This is a genomic window from Pseudomonas sp. WS 5532, assembly GCF_012985445.1.
GTDB lineage: Bacteria > Pseudomonadota > Gammaproteobacteria > Pseudomonadales > Pseudomonadaceae > Aquipseudomonas > Aquipseudomonas edaphica.
Window position 1 is genome coordinate 42,200 of the sequence record NZ_JAAQWK010000007.1, and the last position, 15,033, is coordinate 57,232.

17 protein-coding genes are annotated in these 15,033 nt (G+C 57.4%); 10 read left to right on the forward strand and 7 right to left on the reverse strand.

Annotated features, from left to right (window positions below; translation table 11 throughout):
- Window positions 1–21 precede the first annotated feature (21 nt).
- Window positions 22–1,191 (forward strand): MFS transporter, encoded by a 1,170-nt coding sequence (locus tag HBO23_RS13820; RefSeq protein WP_170038504.1) that lies wholly within the window; start codon window positions 22–24, stop codon window positions 1,189–1,191.
- Between the two features lie 8 nt (window positions 1,192–1,199).
- On the opposite strand, the gene HBO23_RS13825 is transcribed toward HBO23_RS13820, so the two are convergent.
- The 4 genes from HBO23_RS13825 to HBO23_RS13840 form a co-directional block, all read right to left on the reverse strand.
- Window positions 1,200–1,682 carry a GNAT family N-acetyltransferase gene (locus HBO23_RS13825; RefSeq protein WP_099548749.1) on the reverse strand — a complete coding sequence of 161 codons (483 nt, stop codon included), beginning with the start codon at window positions 1,680–1,682 and terminating at the stop codon, window positions 1,200–1,202.
- Window positions 1,683–1,756: 74 nt separating this feature from the next.
- Window positions 1,757–2,116, reverse strand: a complete 360-nt coding sequence (locus HBO23_RS13830; protein ID WP_099548748.1) for a hypothetical protein — start codon at window positions 2,114–2,116, stop codon at window positions 1,757–1,759.
- The gene (locus HBO23_RS13835) at window positions 2,117–3,091 is read right to left on the reverse strand and encodes a hypothetical protein (RefSeq protein WP_099548747.1); all 975 of its coding nucleotides are present in this window, start codon (window positions 3,089–3,091) and stop codon (window positions 2,117–2,119) included. It abuts the gene before it with no gap.
- Window positions 3,092–3,284: 193 nt separating this feature from the next.
- Window positions 3,285–3,749, reverse strand: coding sequence for a MarR family winged helix-turn-helix transcriptional regulator (locus HBO23_RS13840; protein ID WP_169988759.1), 465 nt, complete (start codon window positions 3,747–3,749; stop codon window positions 3,285–3,287).
- Window positions 3,750–3,846: 97 nt separating this feature from the next.
- Here HBO23_RS13840 and HBO23_RS13845 point away from each other — a divergent pair, with 97 nt between their 5' ends.
- The 3 genes from HBO23_RS13845 (at window position 3,847) to HBO23_RS13855 (ending at window position 5,339) form a co-directional block, all read left to right on the forward strand.
- Window positions 3,847–4,215, forward strand: coding sequence for an antibiotic biosynthesis monooxygenase family protein (locus HBO23_RS13845; RefSeq protein WP_169988757.1), 369 nt, complete (start codon window positions 3,847–3,849; stop codon window positions 4,213–4,215).
- Window positions 4,216–4,247: 32 nt separating this feature from the next.
- Window positions 4,248–4,706 carry a hypothetical protein gene (locus HBO23_RS13850; protein ID WP_099548745.1) on the forward strand — a complete coding sequence of 153 codons (459 nt, stop codon included), beginning with the start codon at window positions 4,248–4,250 and terminating at the stop codon, window positions 4,704–4,706.
- A 162-nt stretch (window positions 4,707–4,868) separates the two neighbouring features.
- The gene (locus HBO23_RS13855) at window positions 4,869–5,339 is read left to right on the forward strand and encodes a hypothetical protein (RefSeq protein ID WP_170038506.1); all 471 of its coding nucleotides are present in this window, start codon (window positions 4,869–4,871) and stop codon (window positions 5,337–5,339) included.
- 434 nt (window positions 5,340–5,773) lie between these two features.
- Here HBO23_RS13855 and HBO23_RS13860 read toward each other — a convergent pair whose 3' ends face one another.
- Complete coding sequence (locus HBO23_RS13860) at window positions 5,774–6,160, reverse strand: hypothetical protein (protein ID WP_170038508.1); 387 nt, start codon at window positions 6,158–6,160, stop codon at window positions 5,774–5,776.
- Between the two features lie 843 nt (window positions 6,161–7,003).
- On the opposite strand from HBO23_RS13860, the gene HBO23_RS13865 reads away from it, so the two are divergent.
- The 4 genes from HBO23_RS13865 (at window position 7,004) to HBO23_RS13880 (ending at window position 12,141) form a co-directional block, all read left to right on the forward strand.
- Window positions 7,004–7,744 carry a helix-turn-helix transcriptional regulator gene (locus HBO23_RS13865; protein ID WP_099548742.1) on the forward strand — a complete coding sequence of 247 codons (741 nt, stop codon included), beginning with the start codon at window positions 7,004–7,006 and terminating at the stop codon, window positions 7,742–7,744.
- Between the two features lie 209 nt (window positions 7,745–7,953).
- A complete protein-coding gene (locus tag HBO23_RS13870) occupies window positions 7,954–9,450 on the forward strand; it encodes a TolC family protein (RefSeq protein WP_170038510.1) in 1,497 nt (498 codons plus the stop codon).
- Window positions 9,447–10,601 carry an HlyD family secretion protein gene (locus HBO23_RS13875; protein ID WP_099548740.1) on the forward strand — a complete coding sequence of 385 codons (1,155 nt, stop codon included), beginning with the start codon at window positions 9,447–9,449 and terminating at the stop codon, window positions 10,599–10,601. Before HBO23_RS13870 ends, HBO23_RS13875 begins: the two co-directional genes overlap by 4 nt.
- Window positions 10,594–12,141: an MDR family MFS transporter gene (locus tag HBO23_RS13880; RefSeq protein WP_099548739.1), complete on the forward strand. Its 1,548-nt coding sequence runs from the start codon at window positions 10,594–10,596 to the stop codon at window positions 12,139–12,141. The genes HBO23_RS13875 and HBO23_RS13880 overlap by 8 nt, the downstream gene beginning before the upstream one ends.
- 218 nt (window positions 12,142–12,359) lie before the next feature.
- Here HBO23_RS13880 and HBO23_RS13885 read toward each other — a convergent pair whose 3' ends face one another.
- Both HBO23_RS13885 and HBO23_RS13890 read right to left on the reverse strand, forming a co-directional pair.
- Window positions 12,360–12,734 carry a tautomerase family protein gene (locus tag HBO23_RS13885; RefSeq protein ID WP_099548738.1) on the reverse strand — a complete coding sequence of 125 codons (375 nt, stop codon included), beginning with the start codon at window positions 12,732–12,734 and terminating at the stop codon, window positions 12,360–12,362.
- Between the two features lie 6 nt (window positions 12,735–12,740).
- Window positions 12,741–13,076 (reverse strand): carboxymuconolactone decarboxylase family protein, encoded by a 336-nt coding sequence (locus HBO23_RS13890; RefSeq protein WP_170038512.1) that lies wholly within the window; start codon window positions 13,074–13,076, stop codon window positions 12,741–12,743.
- Between the two features lie 109 nt (window positions 13,077–13,185).
- On the opposite strand from HBO23_RS13890, the gene HBO23_RS13895 reads away from it, so the two are divergent.
- Together HBO23_RS13895 and HBO23_RS13900 are read left to right on the forward strand one after the other, a co-directional pair.
- Window positions 13,186–14,073 (forward strand): LysR substrate-binding domain-containing protein, encoded by an 888-nt coding sequence (locus tag HBO23_RS13895; protein ID WP_170038514.1) that lies wholly within the window; start codon window positions 13,186–13,188, stop codon window positions 14,071–14,073.
- 138 nt (window positions 14,074–14,211) lie between these two features.
- Complete coding sequence (locus HBO23_RS13900) at window positions 14,212–15,006, forward strand: aminoglycoside phosphotransferase family protein (RefSeq protein WP_170038516.1); 795 nt, start codon at window positions 14,212–14,214, stop codon at window positions 15,004–15,006.
- The last annotated feature ends 27 nt before the right edge of the window (window positions 15,007–15,033 follow it).

The window sequence follows — 15,033 nt, forward strand, 5'->3', positions numbered from 1 at the left end:
GGCATAGATAAGGAGCCTTCCATGCGTATCAATCCACCCCTCGTTGCACTCGCCATGGGTGCCTTTGGCATCGGCGTCACCGAGTTCGCCCCCATGGGCATGTTACCGGGCATCGCCGCCGACCTCGGCGTATCGATTCCTGCCGCCGGCCTGTTGGTCAGTGCATACGCCATGGGCGTGCTGCTCGGCGCGCCACTGATGACCCTGACCACCGGCAAGATCCCCAGGCGCTACCTGCTGATCGGGCTGATGGCGATTTTCACCCTGGGCAACCTGATGTCCGCCCTGGCCACCGACTATTACAGCCTGATGATCGCCAGAGTCGTGACCTCACTGAACCACGGCGCGTTCTTTGGCGTGGGCTCCGTGGTCGCCGCCAGCGTGGTCGCCCCGGAGAAACGTGCCGGCGCGGTGGCCGCCATGTTTATGGGCCTCACCCTCGCGACCATCGGCGGCGTGCCGCTGGCCGCCTGGTTCGGTGAACTGTTCGGCTGGCGCACCGCGTTCTGGGGCATTACCGGCCTCGGCGTTGTCGCCATGGCCGCGCTGTGGTTCGCCCTGCCCAACCTCAAGGCGCCGCCACACGTCAGCGTGATGGCCGAAATCCGCGTACTGGGCCGTGGCCCGGTGCTGGGCGCACTGGCCCTCACCGTCATCGGCTCGGGCGCCATGTTCACCGTCTTCACCTACATCGCGCCCATCCTCAGCAGCGAAACCCACGCCTCCACCCCTTACATAACCGCCATGCTCGTGCTGTTCGGCGTGGGCCTGACCCTCGGCAACCTGTGGGGCGGCAAGGCTGCGGATCGCTCGATAGACCGCACCCTGATCGTGTCGCTGAGCGTGCTGATTGTGGTGTTGCTGGCGTTTACCGTGCTGATGCGCTGGCCGTTGCCCGCGGCTGTGGCCATCTTGATATGGGGTGTCGCGAGCTTTGCCCTGGTGCCGCCGTTGCAGATGCGGGTGATGGAGGCGGCAAAGGACGCGCCTAATCTGGCGTCGGCAGTGAATATTGGGGCGTTTAACTTTGGCAATGCGATTGGGGCGGCGTTGGGCGGTGTGGTGATTAATGCCGGGTGGGGCTATCCGGCGATTTCGTTGGCGGGTGCGGGGATGGCCGGGTTGGGGTTGTTGATGGTGGTGGGGTTTGCTTGGCGGTCGAGGGCAAGGGGGGTGTTAGCCGTCAATTAGGCATCCAGCTAGCCAGCTGGGCCAATCGCCGGAACACTCCGGCGAACATAATAATGGTCGAATTCACTGCTTTCGATGAATTGGAAACCATGGCGGATGTAAAAGCGATTCGACGCACTGTCCTTGAGAGCACCCACTTTAATGGGGAGTGCAGCTGCATCCGCCTCTTTGAAAATTTGAGTGAGCACCGCAGACCCTACACCTGATCCTTGCGCGCCCGGCCTCACATACAAATGGTCGAGCAAGAGTTCATTGTGGTGATGCTTGACCACTACGAAACCGACCCTCTCGCCAGATGCCTCGATGTGGCGTGTGGTGCGAGCTTCAAAACCGCTAACAAACCGCTCGCGCGCACGCACTGGATCAAATCGCCCAACACGCTCCAGGCTTTCGCGCATGGCCTCAATTCGAATGGCTACCAGATCATCCAAGTCACTTTCTTGAGCCTGGACCAACATGATTGGGGAATTTTGATCGGGTGTGACCGGCATAGTCTGCGCTCGAACTAGGATCCTGGGACGGCCAGTATAGAGAGCCTGGCATGAGCCGCCACATCCGAGGGGAATTAGCGTGATATCAATAGCCAACTGATACACATGACGGTAACGGATGTGAAAGCAATCAGTGTCGGAATGACCATCCAGTACTTGAGATGTCGTGGGATTTTTTCAACGTCCTCAACCCGTACTAAACGCCTCCATTCAAATATTCTTGGAATAAGAATGATGATAGCCATGGCAACCAGCCGCTGGGGCCTTCCATCAAAGGGTGCATGACGAAAAATATCCCTGTGCACAGTGATGTAAGCACTGCCCTCCACGTAGCGCTCTGCAGCGTCGAGCTTTTTGAACATGGCACAAAAAACCAGCGGGAGGCTTAATATCATGACGACCCCAGCGCACATGCCGATATATTCAAAGACCATTTAATCCCCCACCGTCCTATAGAGAAATTTCCCTGTGCCTTCTCCCAAGACGCTTCCGGCTTTACCTGCGGCAAATCCACCTGCGGCACCGCCGACAATGGCACATGCCAACGCTCCGGCACCCGCTGTGGGTATGCCAAAAACAATCATGCAGGCGCCGACACCGATAGGCGCCCCAAACGCCGCGCCCACAGATGCACCACCCACCCCCAACACCAATTTTCCCCCTTCAACATACTTCGCCTGCGTACACTCTTGCTCACGCCCTGTGGAACACGCCTCCGTTATCTCCAGCGCCGTCGCCCCAACATCCAACGCTATGCCAATGTAAGTCCCCTTCTTCAATATTTGCGAGGCCTTGGCTAAACGTTTAACCCTTTCCTCATACCCACGAATGTCTCCATGGTGCCAATAGCTTTTACTGGAAATCCCTAACATCTTTTTAATCGAACCTTCGTTTCTCAACCCCGTACCAAAGCGCGCCATGCCCGAGATTTGGCTATCCAACTTGGCAAACAGCGCCCTTCGCTTAACCAAAAACTCCTCCCTTGCCCCAGTGGTGCCTTTGCTCAAGTACTGCTTATGCAAACTCTCGATTTCGATAAGGGTCTTCTCGACTTGCGCCAAATGCTTGCTCCATGCACTGCTGGCACTGCCGATGCCAAGGGACGAATAGGTCAAGATGGCCTGCAACTGATCATAGTTTTTGATCAGAAATTGGTCAGTTGCGGAGTGCGCCAACAGGGCGAGCTTTATATTTTGCGCCGAGCGCATCAGCTGTGCCTCTTCAGCGGTGCAAGCGGCGGTTCGGCTATCCCCGATGATCACCAATTGCCCCGGCAACACCACCGTGTTGCGGATGTGCTGGTTGAGGGTGTCGAACTTGGTGTGTGAATACGGATCAAGCGCCAAGCTTAGTTTAAGCAATGGATAAGGCTGGGGATATTCATTGATAAATGCGTAGGGTCCCTGCATGCGTGCACCTCCAAGTGGCTGAGGCGCACGACTATAAGAAGGCGCCACAGCGGAGGTAAGACGTGTATCGGGGTGTTTTTAACGTTTCAGAAACGGACTACTTCACTCTAAGTACATGCCTACGCACTGGGCATAAAACGGGGTCAGACCCTCAGGGATTCTGACACGCTGGATTATGCTGAGGCTGGCCGCGTCAGTCGGCCTGGTCATCCTCAAGCCTATTGCGCAGGTGGTTTAGAACCTGATGGGTAGTCTGGATAGCATCGATGTCCGCCCCCTCCGCCAGCTCATTAATCCAGGGCGTCTGAAGATTCATCGCCAGATCGAATGCTTCTCTTCCAGCTTCAGTCAGGACAACCAACTGCGCTCTGCGGTGGTGTGGGTTTGGCTGAAACTCCAGCAGTCCATCATTCACCAGATCGTTAACGATCCGCTGAACGTTTTGCCGATTTGCCCCCATGTCGCGAGCAATCCATGAAACCGGTTGTGCTCGTTCGGCGTACACAATAGTACCCAGTAGTTGCCAGCGGGCGCTTGTCAGACCTAGCTCTGCGACGAGTCGATCGCCTGCAGTAAGCAGACGCGCACTTGCTCGAAAGATCTCAAGAACCAGATCGCTCATGGCGCGTCCTGCGGGGGTGTAGTTTGTCTTTTTCATGGCGCGAATCCTTCCACGTTGACACCATGATGTCAATCACAGTAGGTTTGGAGCGTGAAACCCAAATTGTCATCATGATTACAATGTAGAGGTCGCCATGCTTTCTATTCGCCCCCTTGATCCGATCGTCCCCATCACTCAACAGCTGCATTGCAGCGAAGCTCCAGTGGTATTGATCAACCTCTTCACTGTCGACGCAGACGATATACCTGACCTCCTTTGCGCATGGGAGCTGGATGCCAACTGGATGAAACAACGTGCCGGTTTCATCTCCACGCAGCTTCATCAGGCCATCGGTGGCAGCAACATGTTCTTGAATTACGCCGTATGGGAATCGGTAGAGCGGTTTCGCGATGCTTTCAATCATCCGGAATTCACCAATGCCTTGGCGCGGTATCCCTCAAGTGCCTTGGCCATGCCGCATCTGTTCACCAAGGTAGCTGTGCCGAATATCTGCACGGCCTGAGTATTAACCAACTGTCTGACGGTATTAGATAAATGCTTAGACGATTACATTTGATCTCCAGCACGCTGGCACTGATGTGCATCGCCACCTTCTTTCTGTCGACTATTTTTGTCGAACTCATCGGATCCGGACGCTCGATAGCCTCACTCAAGCACCTGATCGTGAGTCCCGGGCTTTGGATACTGGTACCGACAATGATTGCGACCGGTGCAAGTGGAGTGCTAATGAGTCGGAAACGACAAGGACGACTGGTCGCCTTGAAGAACAAACGCATGCCATTCATTGCCGCCAATGGCCTGTTGGTTCTGATGCCGTGCGCCATTGTGCTTAACCAATGGGCGTCGGCGGGAATCTTCGATACGCGTTTTTACTTCGTACAGTTAATCGAACTGATCGCAGGGGCCACCAATCTTGCATTAATGGGGCTGAATATGCGTGACGGCCTGCGCCTCAGCGGCCGACTGCTGCGGGTTGAACGTCACAGACAGTAAGCTGAATACTTGCTCCCGTTTGTCTTAAAAAGCTGGGCCGGAATCCGCCGTTTGTGACCGACAGCTATCGGCCAGAAGCGGTCTGTCGCGATCAGAAAGGTTTGACGACAACGAGTGGCTCTCGCACTCTGTTGAACTCCCATGTATGCATTAGGCTCCCCCATGTCATTAGCGACCGTAGTGCTGCTCGACTCCTGGCCACAGCCAAGTACGTCTCCCGAACCCGTAGTGTTCGCCACGGATACGCAGCTATGTTTACGGTATTGCACCGCTGGAGAAGAAGTAGCTGTAGTTCATTTTCCGCTAGTAAAGAAAATCCAGTTCGGCTCGCCTAACGACGAGACTTTGGGCGGCCATCCGCTTATTGGACTTGGCCTTAAGCATTACCAAATTCATCGGATAGATAATTCGCCTTGGCTAGCAGAGCTTGAGCAGAGAAACGCCATTCACCCTCGACACGATAAACAGCGGTTCATGGAAGATGCTATCCATTACGTCTTTACGTTTCAGGACTCTACCCTGGAATGCATCGTCATTGAGGGGCAGTTCTGGCAGCCAAAGGTACAGGTCTTCACCTCGGAGCAGGAGGCAAAGGATGGCTGGTGCAAACTTGTAAATGACGTGGTTTTATGAACCCAATAGTCAGGAGCGGATCGCTGCCTTGGGGTGAAAGCTGCCGGCCTTGAAGGGCTGCGGCCAACCCAAAGTGGTCGTAGTGCAGCTCCCGAATCAGGTCTTGAATGGATCGATCCATCCAGGCCGAAGTCCTGCCTCGCATTCTTTGCGTACGTAGGCGAGTGACTCTGCGCATCCCATTTCCGCCTCTATAGCGCCTATGCATCCCCAGCAATCGCCACCGGTATTGCCTGATAGCGGATCATCCGGATTGTCGAGTAGGCATCCGCAGATCGTGCAGTATTGCGGCTTTTTGTTGCTTGTCATAATACACTTCCGATACGTTCCATCTTGGCCGATTACGGCACTCGCGACCGGCAGAGAGCGGCCAAAAGCGGCGTTCGATCCACCACCTTCCAGCCGAAAAGCGGAAACCTCCCGATCTGTGAAAGCTAGTCTCTAAGGGTACGCATTATTTCCTCGACCACATGCTTCGTGTATTTCTCACTGAAGTCAGTTTCCGGTGGGTCGTTACTGCGGAACCATTCACCTTGATCGAATGCCTGGTAAAGCGAGAAAGCGGGCTGAGGCATATCGTTAGTCATCCCTACTTCAACCACAGCATTTATGATCCCGTTCATAACGCCGTCGCAAAAATCATAGGGTAGAGATCCTTGTAGATAGCCTTCCGCAACCGCGACGGACATTTCGTTCAGCACATCAAGCGGTGCAACGCCGAACCTTTCGCAAATGGGGACTAGATCACTCAGCATTAAACCCTCTGCTTCCGCTTTCACCGACAGTTCCTTGAGTTCGACCTTCGATAACACCATGATCATGAGCTTCTCCCTGTTAGGTGCGAAGGTAGTGCTTACAGAGTGGCCGGACAGCGGTGCCACACTTCAATTCCATGCTGCAATACGGATTCATGGTCGGTCAACTTCAGCTACAGGAAATGTCCGCTTTGGGTCGATAGTTGCAACTCAGTGAAGGTGGAAAAGCCTCAAGATCAAGCGTGAGGCTTTATCACCGTCGGCCTCATATAGACCGTGTAATCCGGCCTGATCGGTGAGTTTGTGTAGATTGAAGTGGTTGTAAAACGCTTGGCCCAGTCGCTGATGCTCGAAGCTTCCTTGACTCCAAAGCCGGACGAACTCCTCATAAGCGGCGCATTCGATCTGCAACGAGGAATCATGTCCCATGTCAGGTTCCTATCATTAGAGGGACTCAAGCGTACTAGCTGCCTATCAGCCCTTCCAGCTCGGCCTTTCCAATCAGAAAGTCAGTTATCGGCCAGTTTCTACCGTTCGGATTTTATGTCGCCACTAGACGCGAAATGGTCTTCTCGTTCACTCGGTTCGGCCCGCTGGCCAGTACCAGCGCCGATATATTGTTGCTGGTGCGATTGCAGTTAATTATATATGAGCCAGTTAAATAACCAGTAAAATCATATTTGTTAGTTTTTTATGCTGAAAATAATGATTTTTTTGAGATACTTTGCAATTGGTTTTTGTCTGTTTCGTTTAGTGTTTGATCTAGCGAGCGAGCGTTAACGGCAGCTTCTGCGGCCCACTGTCGTAACTGTCGAAAAAAGGAGAAACCGTCATGATGCTCAAGGATCCGTCCAGCACATATCGCCATTTTAATACCGTGGACTTGCCTGCCCGAGGTACCTTCCTGCGATGATCGCGCACACCGCATTGGCGGCGCTCGCTGGTGACTATGGTCATGGCGACATAGTGGCCTCGCATCGGCATGAAGAAGGTCAACTGGTTTATGCCATTAACGGTGTGATGCTGGTATCGGTCGTCGGGACCACTTGGGTGGTGCCTTCCGGGCATGCGCTCTGGGTCCCTGCGGGGGCGGAGCACCAGATCCGCATGACCGGCGAGGTGCGCATGCGCACCCTGTTGATCTCGCCGGGCGCACACCGGGCGTTGACGGAGGAATGCCACGTTCTCAAGGTTTCGCCGTTGCTGCGGGAGTTGATCATCGCCGCGGCCGATGAACATGACACTGAACCCGCTCTGTTGCGCCATGTGCAGATTGTCGAGCTGATTTTCTCGGAGCTCGACATTGCGCAGAGGGTGCTGGCGCATGTGCCGATCCCTGATGAGCCAAGGCTCAAGTCGCTGTGTGCCGAGTTTATCGACAACCCTTCACAGGAGTCGAAACTGGAGAGTTGGGCGGTGCAGCTCAATATGAGTTCGCGCACCCTGGCGCGGCTGTTCCAGAAAGAGTTGGGCATGAGTTACGGGGAGTGGCGCAAGCGCACCCGGCTGCTACTCAGCATGCAACGGCTGGCCTGCGGCGTATCGATCCTGGAGGTGGCATTGGAGCACGGTTACCAGAGCCCGAGCGCGTTTACTGCAATGTTCAAACGCACAATGGGCTACACCCCGAGCACCTGCCGCCTGGTCTGACACCCCGGCGAGCGCGCAACCCCAAGCGTCCATGGCCCCGCCTACAGGCAGGGCCATGTCTTTGCGCGTGCCCGGCCCGTGAGCGCCTGCGATAAGGCGGTCTACAGGCACATTGTCCAAATCGAAACGATGGTTGTCTGGAACTCGGGAGATGCGCGGCCCAGTGCTCTCTTAACCTGTGCGTCTACTTGGCATTCTGGGTTATTTCGATGGGTCCGCCTTTTTTCTGTGCATGGCATGGTCGTCTCTCACTCCTGGGTGTGGCGGTCGTATTGTTGGCGGGTTGTTCCTCTTGGGTCGCCCATATACCCGTGCAGCCGCAGCCGGAGCGCTTTAATGCCCTGAGCCGCCTGCCGCAGGGTGTTTCGGCCCAAGCGTTACCCGACCATTGGTGGCAGTTGTATAACGATCCGAAACTTGACGCGCTGGTGCAGCAGGCATTGATGCATAACCGCGACCTGGCTGCAGCTCAGTCCCATGTGCAGGCGATGTTGGCCGGGATCATGCGGGCCGATGCCGGGCGCTGGCCGTCGACCCAGGCCTCACTGGGCGCCGAGTACGGCAAGACAGCCGATGATCAGACCCTGGCCAAAGCCACGGACAGCCATGCTCCGTCACAGTGGGCGTTCAACCCAGGCTTCGAGCTGGCTTATCAGGTGGATATCTGGGGCCAGGTTCAGCGCAGTATCGAGCGGGCTCGGGTCCAGACGGCTGCAGCGCAGGACGCCGAAGACTTGTTGCGCATCACGGTGGTGACGCAAACCACTCGCGCTTATGTCAATGCCTGCGCCATGGGCGCACGCGCCAGGATTCAGCGCCATTCGATGGATGTGGTCGGGCACAGCTTGGCGTTGATCGACCGGCAGCGTCAGGCCGGTGTGGTGACAGATCTCGAATACACCCGGATGCAGGCCCTACAGGCTGAAACCCTGGCGCTGCTGCCGATGTTGGAAGCACGCCGGCAAGCTGCCCTGTACGAGCTGGCAATGCTGACCGGCGTGGCGGACCTGGAACAAGGCATTGGCGCGGTGACCTGTGAGGTCGTGCCGCAACTCAATGCCGAGCTGCCGGTGGGTGATGGCTGGCAATTACTGGCGCGCCGCCCCGATATCCGTCAGGCCGAGCGCGCGCTGCAAGCGGCCACGCTGCAAGTGGATATCGTCCAGTCCGACCTGTATCCGAAGGTGACCTTTGGCGCTTCAGTGTCCTCATCCGCCAACAAACCCCATGAGTTGGGAGACAGTAGCGCGCTGGTGTTCGGCGTTGGGCCGCTGATTACCTGGCAATTCCCCAACTGGCGTGTCAATCGCGCACGGGTCAACCAGGCCAGGGCGTTGGAGCGCATGCAAGTGGCGCAATTCGAGGCCAGTGTTCTCAACGCCCTCAAGGAGGTACGCCAGGCGCTTGCGCTATACGACGGCGAGCGCCGGCGCCACGCCGCGTTGAACCAGGCCCTTGTCAGCAGTCGCCAAGCCTACAAATTGGCCCAGTTCAATTACGACGCCGGGTCTATCGACTTTCTCGACGTGCTGGACAGCGAGCGTGAGCTGATCCGCCTGCAGGCCACGCTTGCCGATGCCGACGGCCAGCTGTTGCAGCGCCAGATCGGCCTGTTTCGCGCGCTTGGCGGCGGTTGGCAGTCTTCTGCCTCTGCGACCGCTGCCCTCAGCCACACTTCCGTCAATTTTTCCGGTACCCAGCCATGAATATTGCTGTCGATGAAAAAACCGTTGTCCAGGACGAGCAGCTCATGCATGCGCGCAAGCAACGCCGCAAACGTAACCTTATCCTGCTGGGATGCGTTGTGCTGTCGATCGCGGCGGTAGGGTTCGGGGTGTACTGGATGACGGTTGGCCGTTACCTGGAACAGACCGATGATGCCTATGTGCGTACCGACTGGGTCCCCATCAGCCCGAAGGTCTCCGGGTATGTGGCCCAGGTGCTGGTGGAGGATGATCAGCCCGTCAAGGCCGGGGATGTGTTGGTGCGCATCGAGGACCGCGATTACCAGGCGCGGTTGGCGCAGGCGCGTGCGCAATTGGCGCAAACCCAGGCCTCGGTCGCGGCCCAACAGGCCAACCTGCAAGTGACCGACAGCCTGATCGCCCAGCAAAAGGCCGGGGTAAACCAGGCTGAGGCCCACACCCGCAGCGTGGCGGCCGAGTTGCGCCGCGCGAGCCTTGACCAGCGCCGCTACCAGGGCCTGGTGCGCGAACACGCGGCCAGTGCCCAGCGTCTGGAAACGGCGGCTGCCAGCTACACCCAGGCTAACGCCGCGGTGGAAATCGCCAAGGCCATGCAGCGTCAACAGCAAACCAGGTTGACCGTCGCCATTAGCCGGCGCCAGCTGGCCCAAGCCTCGCTCCAACAACAGATTGCCCGGCGCAGCCAGGCCGAGGCGCAGTTGAGCCTTGCGTCTCATGCGCTGGAAGACACCTTGATCCGCTCGCCCATCGACGGGGTTGTGGGGCAGCGCAAAGTGCGCATTCGCCAATACGTCGCGCCGGGCTTGCCGTTGCTGGCGGTGGTGCCCCTGCAGCAGGCCTATGTGGTGGCCAACTACAAGGAAACCCAGTTGCGCGATATGCGCGCCGGTCAACCGGTGGATATCAGCGTCGACAGCTATTCGGGACGCCAGCTCAAGGGCCATGTGGTGAGCTTTTCGCCAGGTTCCGGGGCCGTGTTCGCACTGCTGCCGTCGGATAATGCCACCGGCAACTTCACCAAGATCGTGCAGCGCTTCCCGGTGAAAATCGCCATCGATGAACATGACGAGGGCGGGCCTATTCTGCCGGGCATGTCGGTGATCACCACCGTTGACACCCGGCCTGGCACAAAGGGCGCGACGCATGACTGAGTCCGTTGAAAAAACTGTCTCCTTTCGCGCCTGGGTGGCGGTGATCGGCGGGCTTTTCGGCTGTTTCATGGCCGGTATGAACGTGCATGTGACCAGCGCCGCGCTGCCTGAAATCGAGGGCTCCCTGGGGGCTACCTTCGAGGAGGGCTCGTGGATTTCCACGGCTTACCTGGTCGCGGAAATCGTGATGATTCCTCTGACGGCCTGGCTGGTCCAGGTGTTCTCGCTGCGGCGGGTGATGTTGGCGGGCTCGTTTGTGTTCCTGGTGGCATCCATTGCTTGCTCCTGGGCGCCCAACCTGGAAGTGATGATCATCATTCGGGTGATCCAGGGTGCTGCCGGCGCGGTGCTGATCCCTTTGTCATTCCAGCTGATCATCACCGAGCTCCCGCCCAGCAAAATCGCAATGGGCATGGCCTTGTTCGCCTTGTCCAACAGCGTTGCCCAGGCTGCCGGGCCATCCATTGGTGGCTGGTTGACCGATGCTTACTCGTGGCGCTGGATTTTTTACCTGCAACTGGCACCGGGCATTCTCTTGTTGCTGGCGGTGGCATGGTCCATCGATGCCAAGCCCATGCAGTTGAGCTTGCTCAAAAGCGGTGATTGGGGCGGCATCCTGGCCATGATCGTCGGCCTGGGGGGCTTGCAGATCGTGCTGGAGGAAGGTGGTCGCAAGGACTGGTTCGGCTCCGATTTCATTGTGTGGGTGTCGTTGATCGCCGGCGTCGCCCTGGTGTACTTCGTGCTGTCGCAGTTGTACGGCAGGCGTTCATTCATCAACCTGCGCCTGCTCAAGAGCTACAACTTCGGAGTGGCCAGTGCGGCGATGTTCATTTTCGGCGGGGCTACCTTCGGCCTGGTGTTCCTGGTGCCCAATTACCTTTCCCAACTGCAGGGGTACAACGCCCGGGAAATCGGCATCAGCCTGATCGCCTACGGCATGGTGCAATTGGTGCTGGCACCGTTCATGCCGCGCTTGATGAAGTGCCTCAGCCCGAAACTGATGGTCGCCAGCGGCTTTTTCATCATGGCGCTGGGCTGCTACCTCGGCGCGCACCTGGACGTCGATAGTGCCGCCAACGTGATCATTCCTTCCACCGTGGTACGGGGTATCGGACAGCCGCTGATCATGGTGGCGCTTTCTGTTCTGGCGGTTTCCGGGCTGGCCAAAACTGAAGCCGGTTCCGCATCCGCGTTGTTTTCCATGCTGCGAAACCTTGGCGGGGCCGTGGGTACTGCAGGGCTGACGCAAATCGTCGCCATGCGCGAGCGCTTTCACTCAGAGCGGGTGGGAGAGTCAATCACGCTGTTTTCCTTTCCCTTGCAGGAGCGCCTGCGCGCCAGCATGGCAGACAGCGAAGACTTCCTATTCAACCAACTGTTACCCGCCCAACAGCAGGTCCTTGAAAGCCTGGTCCATACCGTGCGTCGTGAGGCGTACCTGATGGCCTACAGCGATGCGTTCTATGTGTCCTGTATCGCACTGATCTTGTGTGGTGTAGCGGCCTTGGCATTACGCCAACAATCTGGACGAGCCTAGGTTCAGGCGCACGCTATGTGATCAAGGGAGGATTGGCGACGTCCCGGGCTCGTTGAGCCGTTATTACATCGGCATATTCAATGTCGACACGGGCGTGCGCGTGCCCACGGCCAAAGAGCCGAAAATAGAACGCATTTGTGCGTTGGATCGGCTGCCGGCGCTGTAGCGTAAAAACGGGATCATATTTAACTGGGGTATGACCCCGTTTTACTTAAAGCCTAGTTGCCCCGCCCTCCTCCAAACGACCACTCATCACTGGCCGTCGTGGTGATCACCACCATGACGTCTTCCGCGTTCAACCCCGTCGCCCGCCCCAATTTCTCGACCAGATCACGGTAAAAATGCTGTTTAGTCGTAACACTTCGAGCACGCCCAGCGGTAATCGCGATCAGCACAAAGTCATGGCTACGCGGCCCACCCAGGTAGTGGGGATCGAATATCAGCTCGCCGACCTCATGCTGGTGAATGACCTGGAAGCGATCTGTCTTCGGCACTTCGAAGCTCTCGACCAGGGCGTCGTGCAACCCCTGAGACAACGCCTGTAAATACTCGGCCGACTTGCCTCGGTGCAGTGAAATTCGTGCAAACGGCATCAACGGTTACTCCTGTCGCTCTGAAAGGCCAACCTGCAATTCGCTCAGCACATTCAGCGCCGAAGCAGCCGTCGGCCAACCTGAATAAAACGCCAGATGGGTGATGACTTCGGCCAGTTCGTCAGCACTCACGCCGTTATCCAGCGCTCGTTGCAAATGAAACGGCAGTTGCTCAAGACGGTACATCGCCACCAGCGCAGCCACCGTCACCAAACTGCGTTCACGGGGCTGGAGTTGCGTACGCGCCCACATGTCGCCGAACAATACGTTGTCGGTCAACTCGGCAAACTTCTGCGGATAGTTGCCCTGGGGCTCTCCCCCAGTGGCCATAGCTGTATTCATGATGTTTTTCCCTTCAATGTCCCAATCTGAAGGATGAAATTATCAAGTCGCAACCCTTCCGAATATCAGATTTAATAGCGCCTACCATCCGGAATTAGTGGACTATTGAATGCGCCGCCCCACCTTCGATCTTGATGTATTGCGCACCTTCGTCACGGGTGTGGAGTTCAACAGCTTTGCCAAAGCTGCGGATCGTCTCGGTCGGTCGACGTCTGCCGTGAGTGCTCAGTTAAAGAAACTTGAGGAGCAGATAGGCACGCCGGTACTGGCTAAGTCCGGGCGCGGGCTGGTCTTGACCCCCACAGGCGAATCACTGCTGAGCCATGCCCGCCGGTTACTGGAGTTGAACGACAGCATTTTCCACAGCGTGCATCAAAGCCAGACCGCCGGAACCCTGCGCCTGGGGCTTCAAGAGGACTTTGGCGAACATTTCCTGAGCGATATCCTGCGACGCTTTGTACAGACTTACCCGAGGGTGAGCCTCGAAGTCAGGATCGCCCGTAATGCCGAACTGCTGACGCTGATCGAAAGTGCAGCCCTGGACCTGGCCCTGACCTGGGACACCGGGCCTATGTCGCCCTATGCCACGCGCCTGGGCGAAACACCGATGCACTGGATCGGGCCGCGCGATACGCCATTGCTGACCGCCGCTGACGACTCACCACTGCCCTTGATAATGTTCGACGCGCCTTGCGTACTCCGCAGCGCCGCCACCCAGGCGCTGGACGCCGCGCAAATACCCTGGCGCATCGCCCTCACCAGCCCCAGCGTGGCGGGTATCTGGGCAGCCGTCGCCGCCGGGTTGGGCGTGACGCTGCGTACCCGCATTGGGCTGCCGAGCCATCTCAGTGTTGTTTCCGGCTTACCCGTCGTGCCAAGCCTTGGTTATGTGCTGCACAGCGGTGGCGGCGAGCCCACTGCGGCGGCCCAGCAATTGGCTGCTTTGATCAAGGCGGGGCTGCAAGAACAAGCGTTTCGGTTCACGGTTACGCAATAATCGAAAGTACGTAAGGGCTCAGTTCGAGTGATGTGGATGGGGAGCGTAATTGGGCAGAATCGGCCAAGAGCAGACATTTAGACTTACGCCCCCGTCATTCATAATGATTGTTCCAGTAAGAGCGAGAATTAAGCGCTGATGTTTGATCAATACTTGAAACGATGGGCGTTGACGATCGACGGTGACGCTTTCGGCTCATTGAATGGCAACCTACTACCTGTTCGTCACCATGGCATGCCAGCCATGCTCAAAATCTCGCAAGAGCCGGAGGAGCAAGCAGGCAATTTACTCATGGCTTGGTGGGACGGTGAAGGGGCGGCGCCCGTGCTGGCACATGATGGCGAGGCCTTACTGATGGAGCGCGCGACCAGCCCGGTCTCACTTACGCAGATGGTGAACTGCGGCGAGGACGACGAGGCTACTCGCATACTCTGTGCTGTGGCTGGCCGCCTTCACACACCCCTTGCAAAACCGGCTCCTGCTTTAGTCCCACTGGAGCTACGGTTCGAAGCCTTATGGAGCGCGGCGGCAACGCACCGAGGGGTCTTTGAACAATGCGCCAAAACGGCTCGCGAACTTCTGGATGCCCCGCGTGACATCAGGGTATTGCATGGGGATATCCACCACGGCAATGTGTTGGACTTCGGAGCTAAGGGGTGGCTCGCTATCGACCCTAAGGGACTCTACGGTGAGCGCGGCTTCGATTACGCGAATATTTTCTGCAATCCCGATAGCAAAAGCGCTTTGGCGCCAAGTTGTTTCGCGCGCCGGATCGGTATCGTGACACAAGCCTCCAACATTGATCGACACCGGTTATTGCAATGGGTGCTTGCCTGGGCCGGATTGTCAGCAGCCTGGATGCTCGAGGACAACATGGAGCTGGATACCCCCATTGGCGTGGCAAAGCTTGCAGCGTTGGCCCTGGACTTGTGACTTTTACGGCCGGGCAAGGCCAGCATC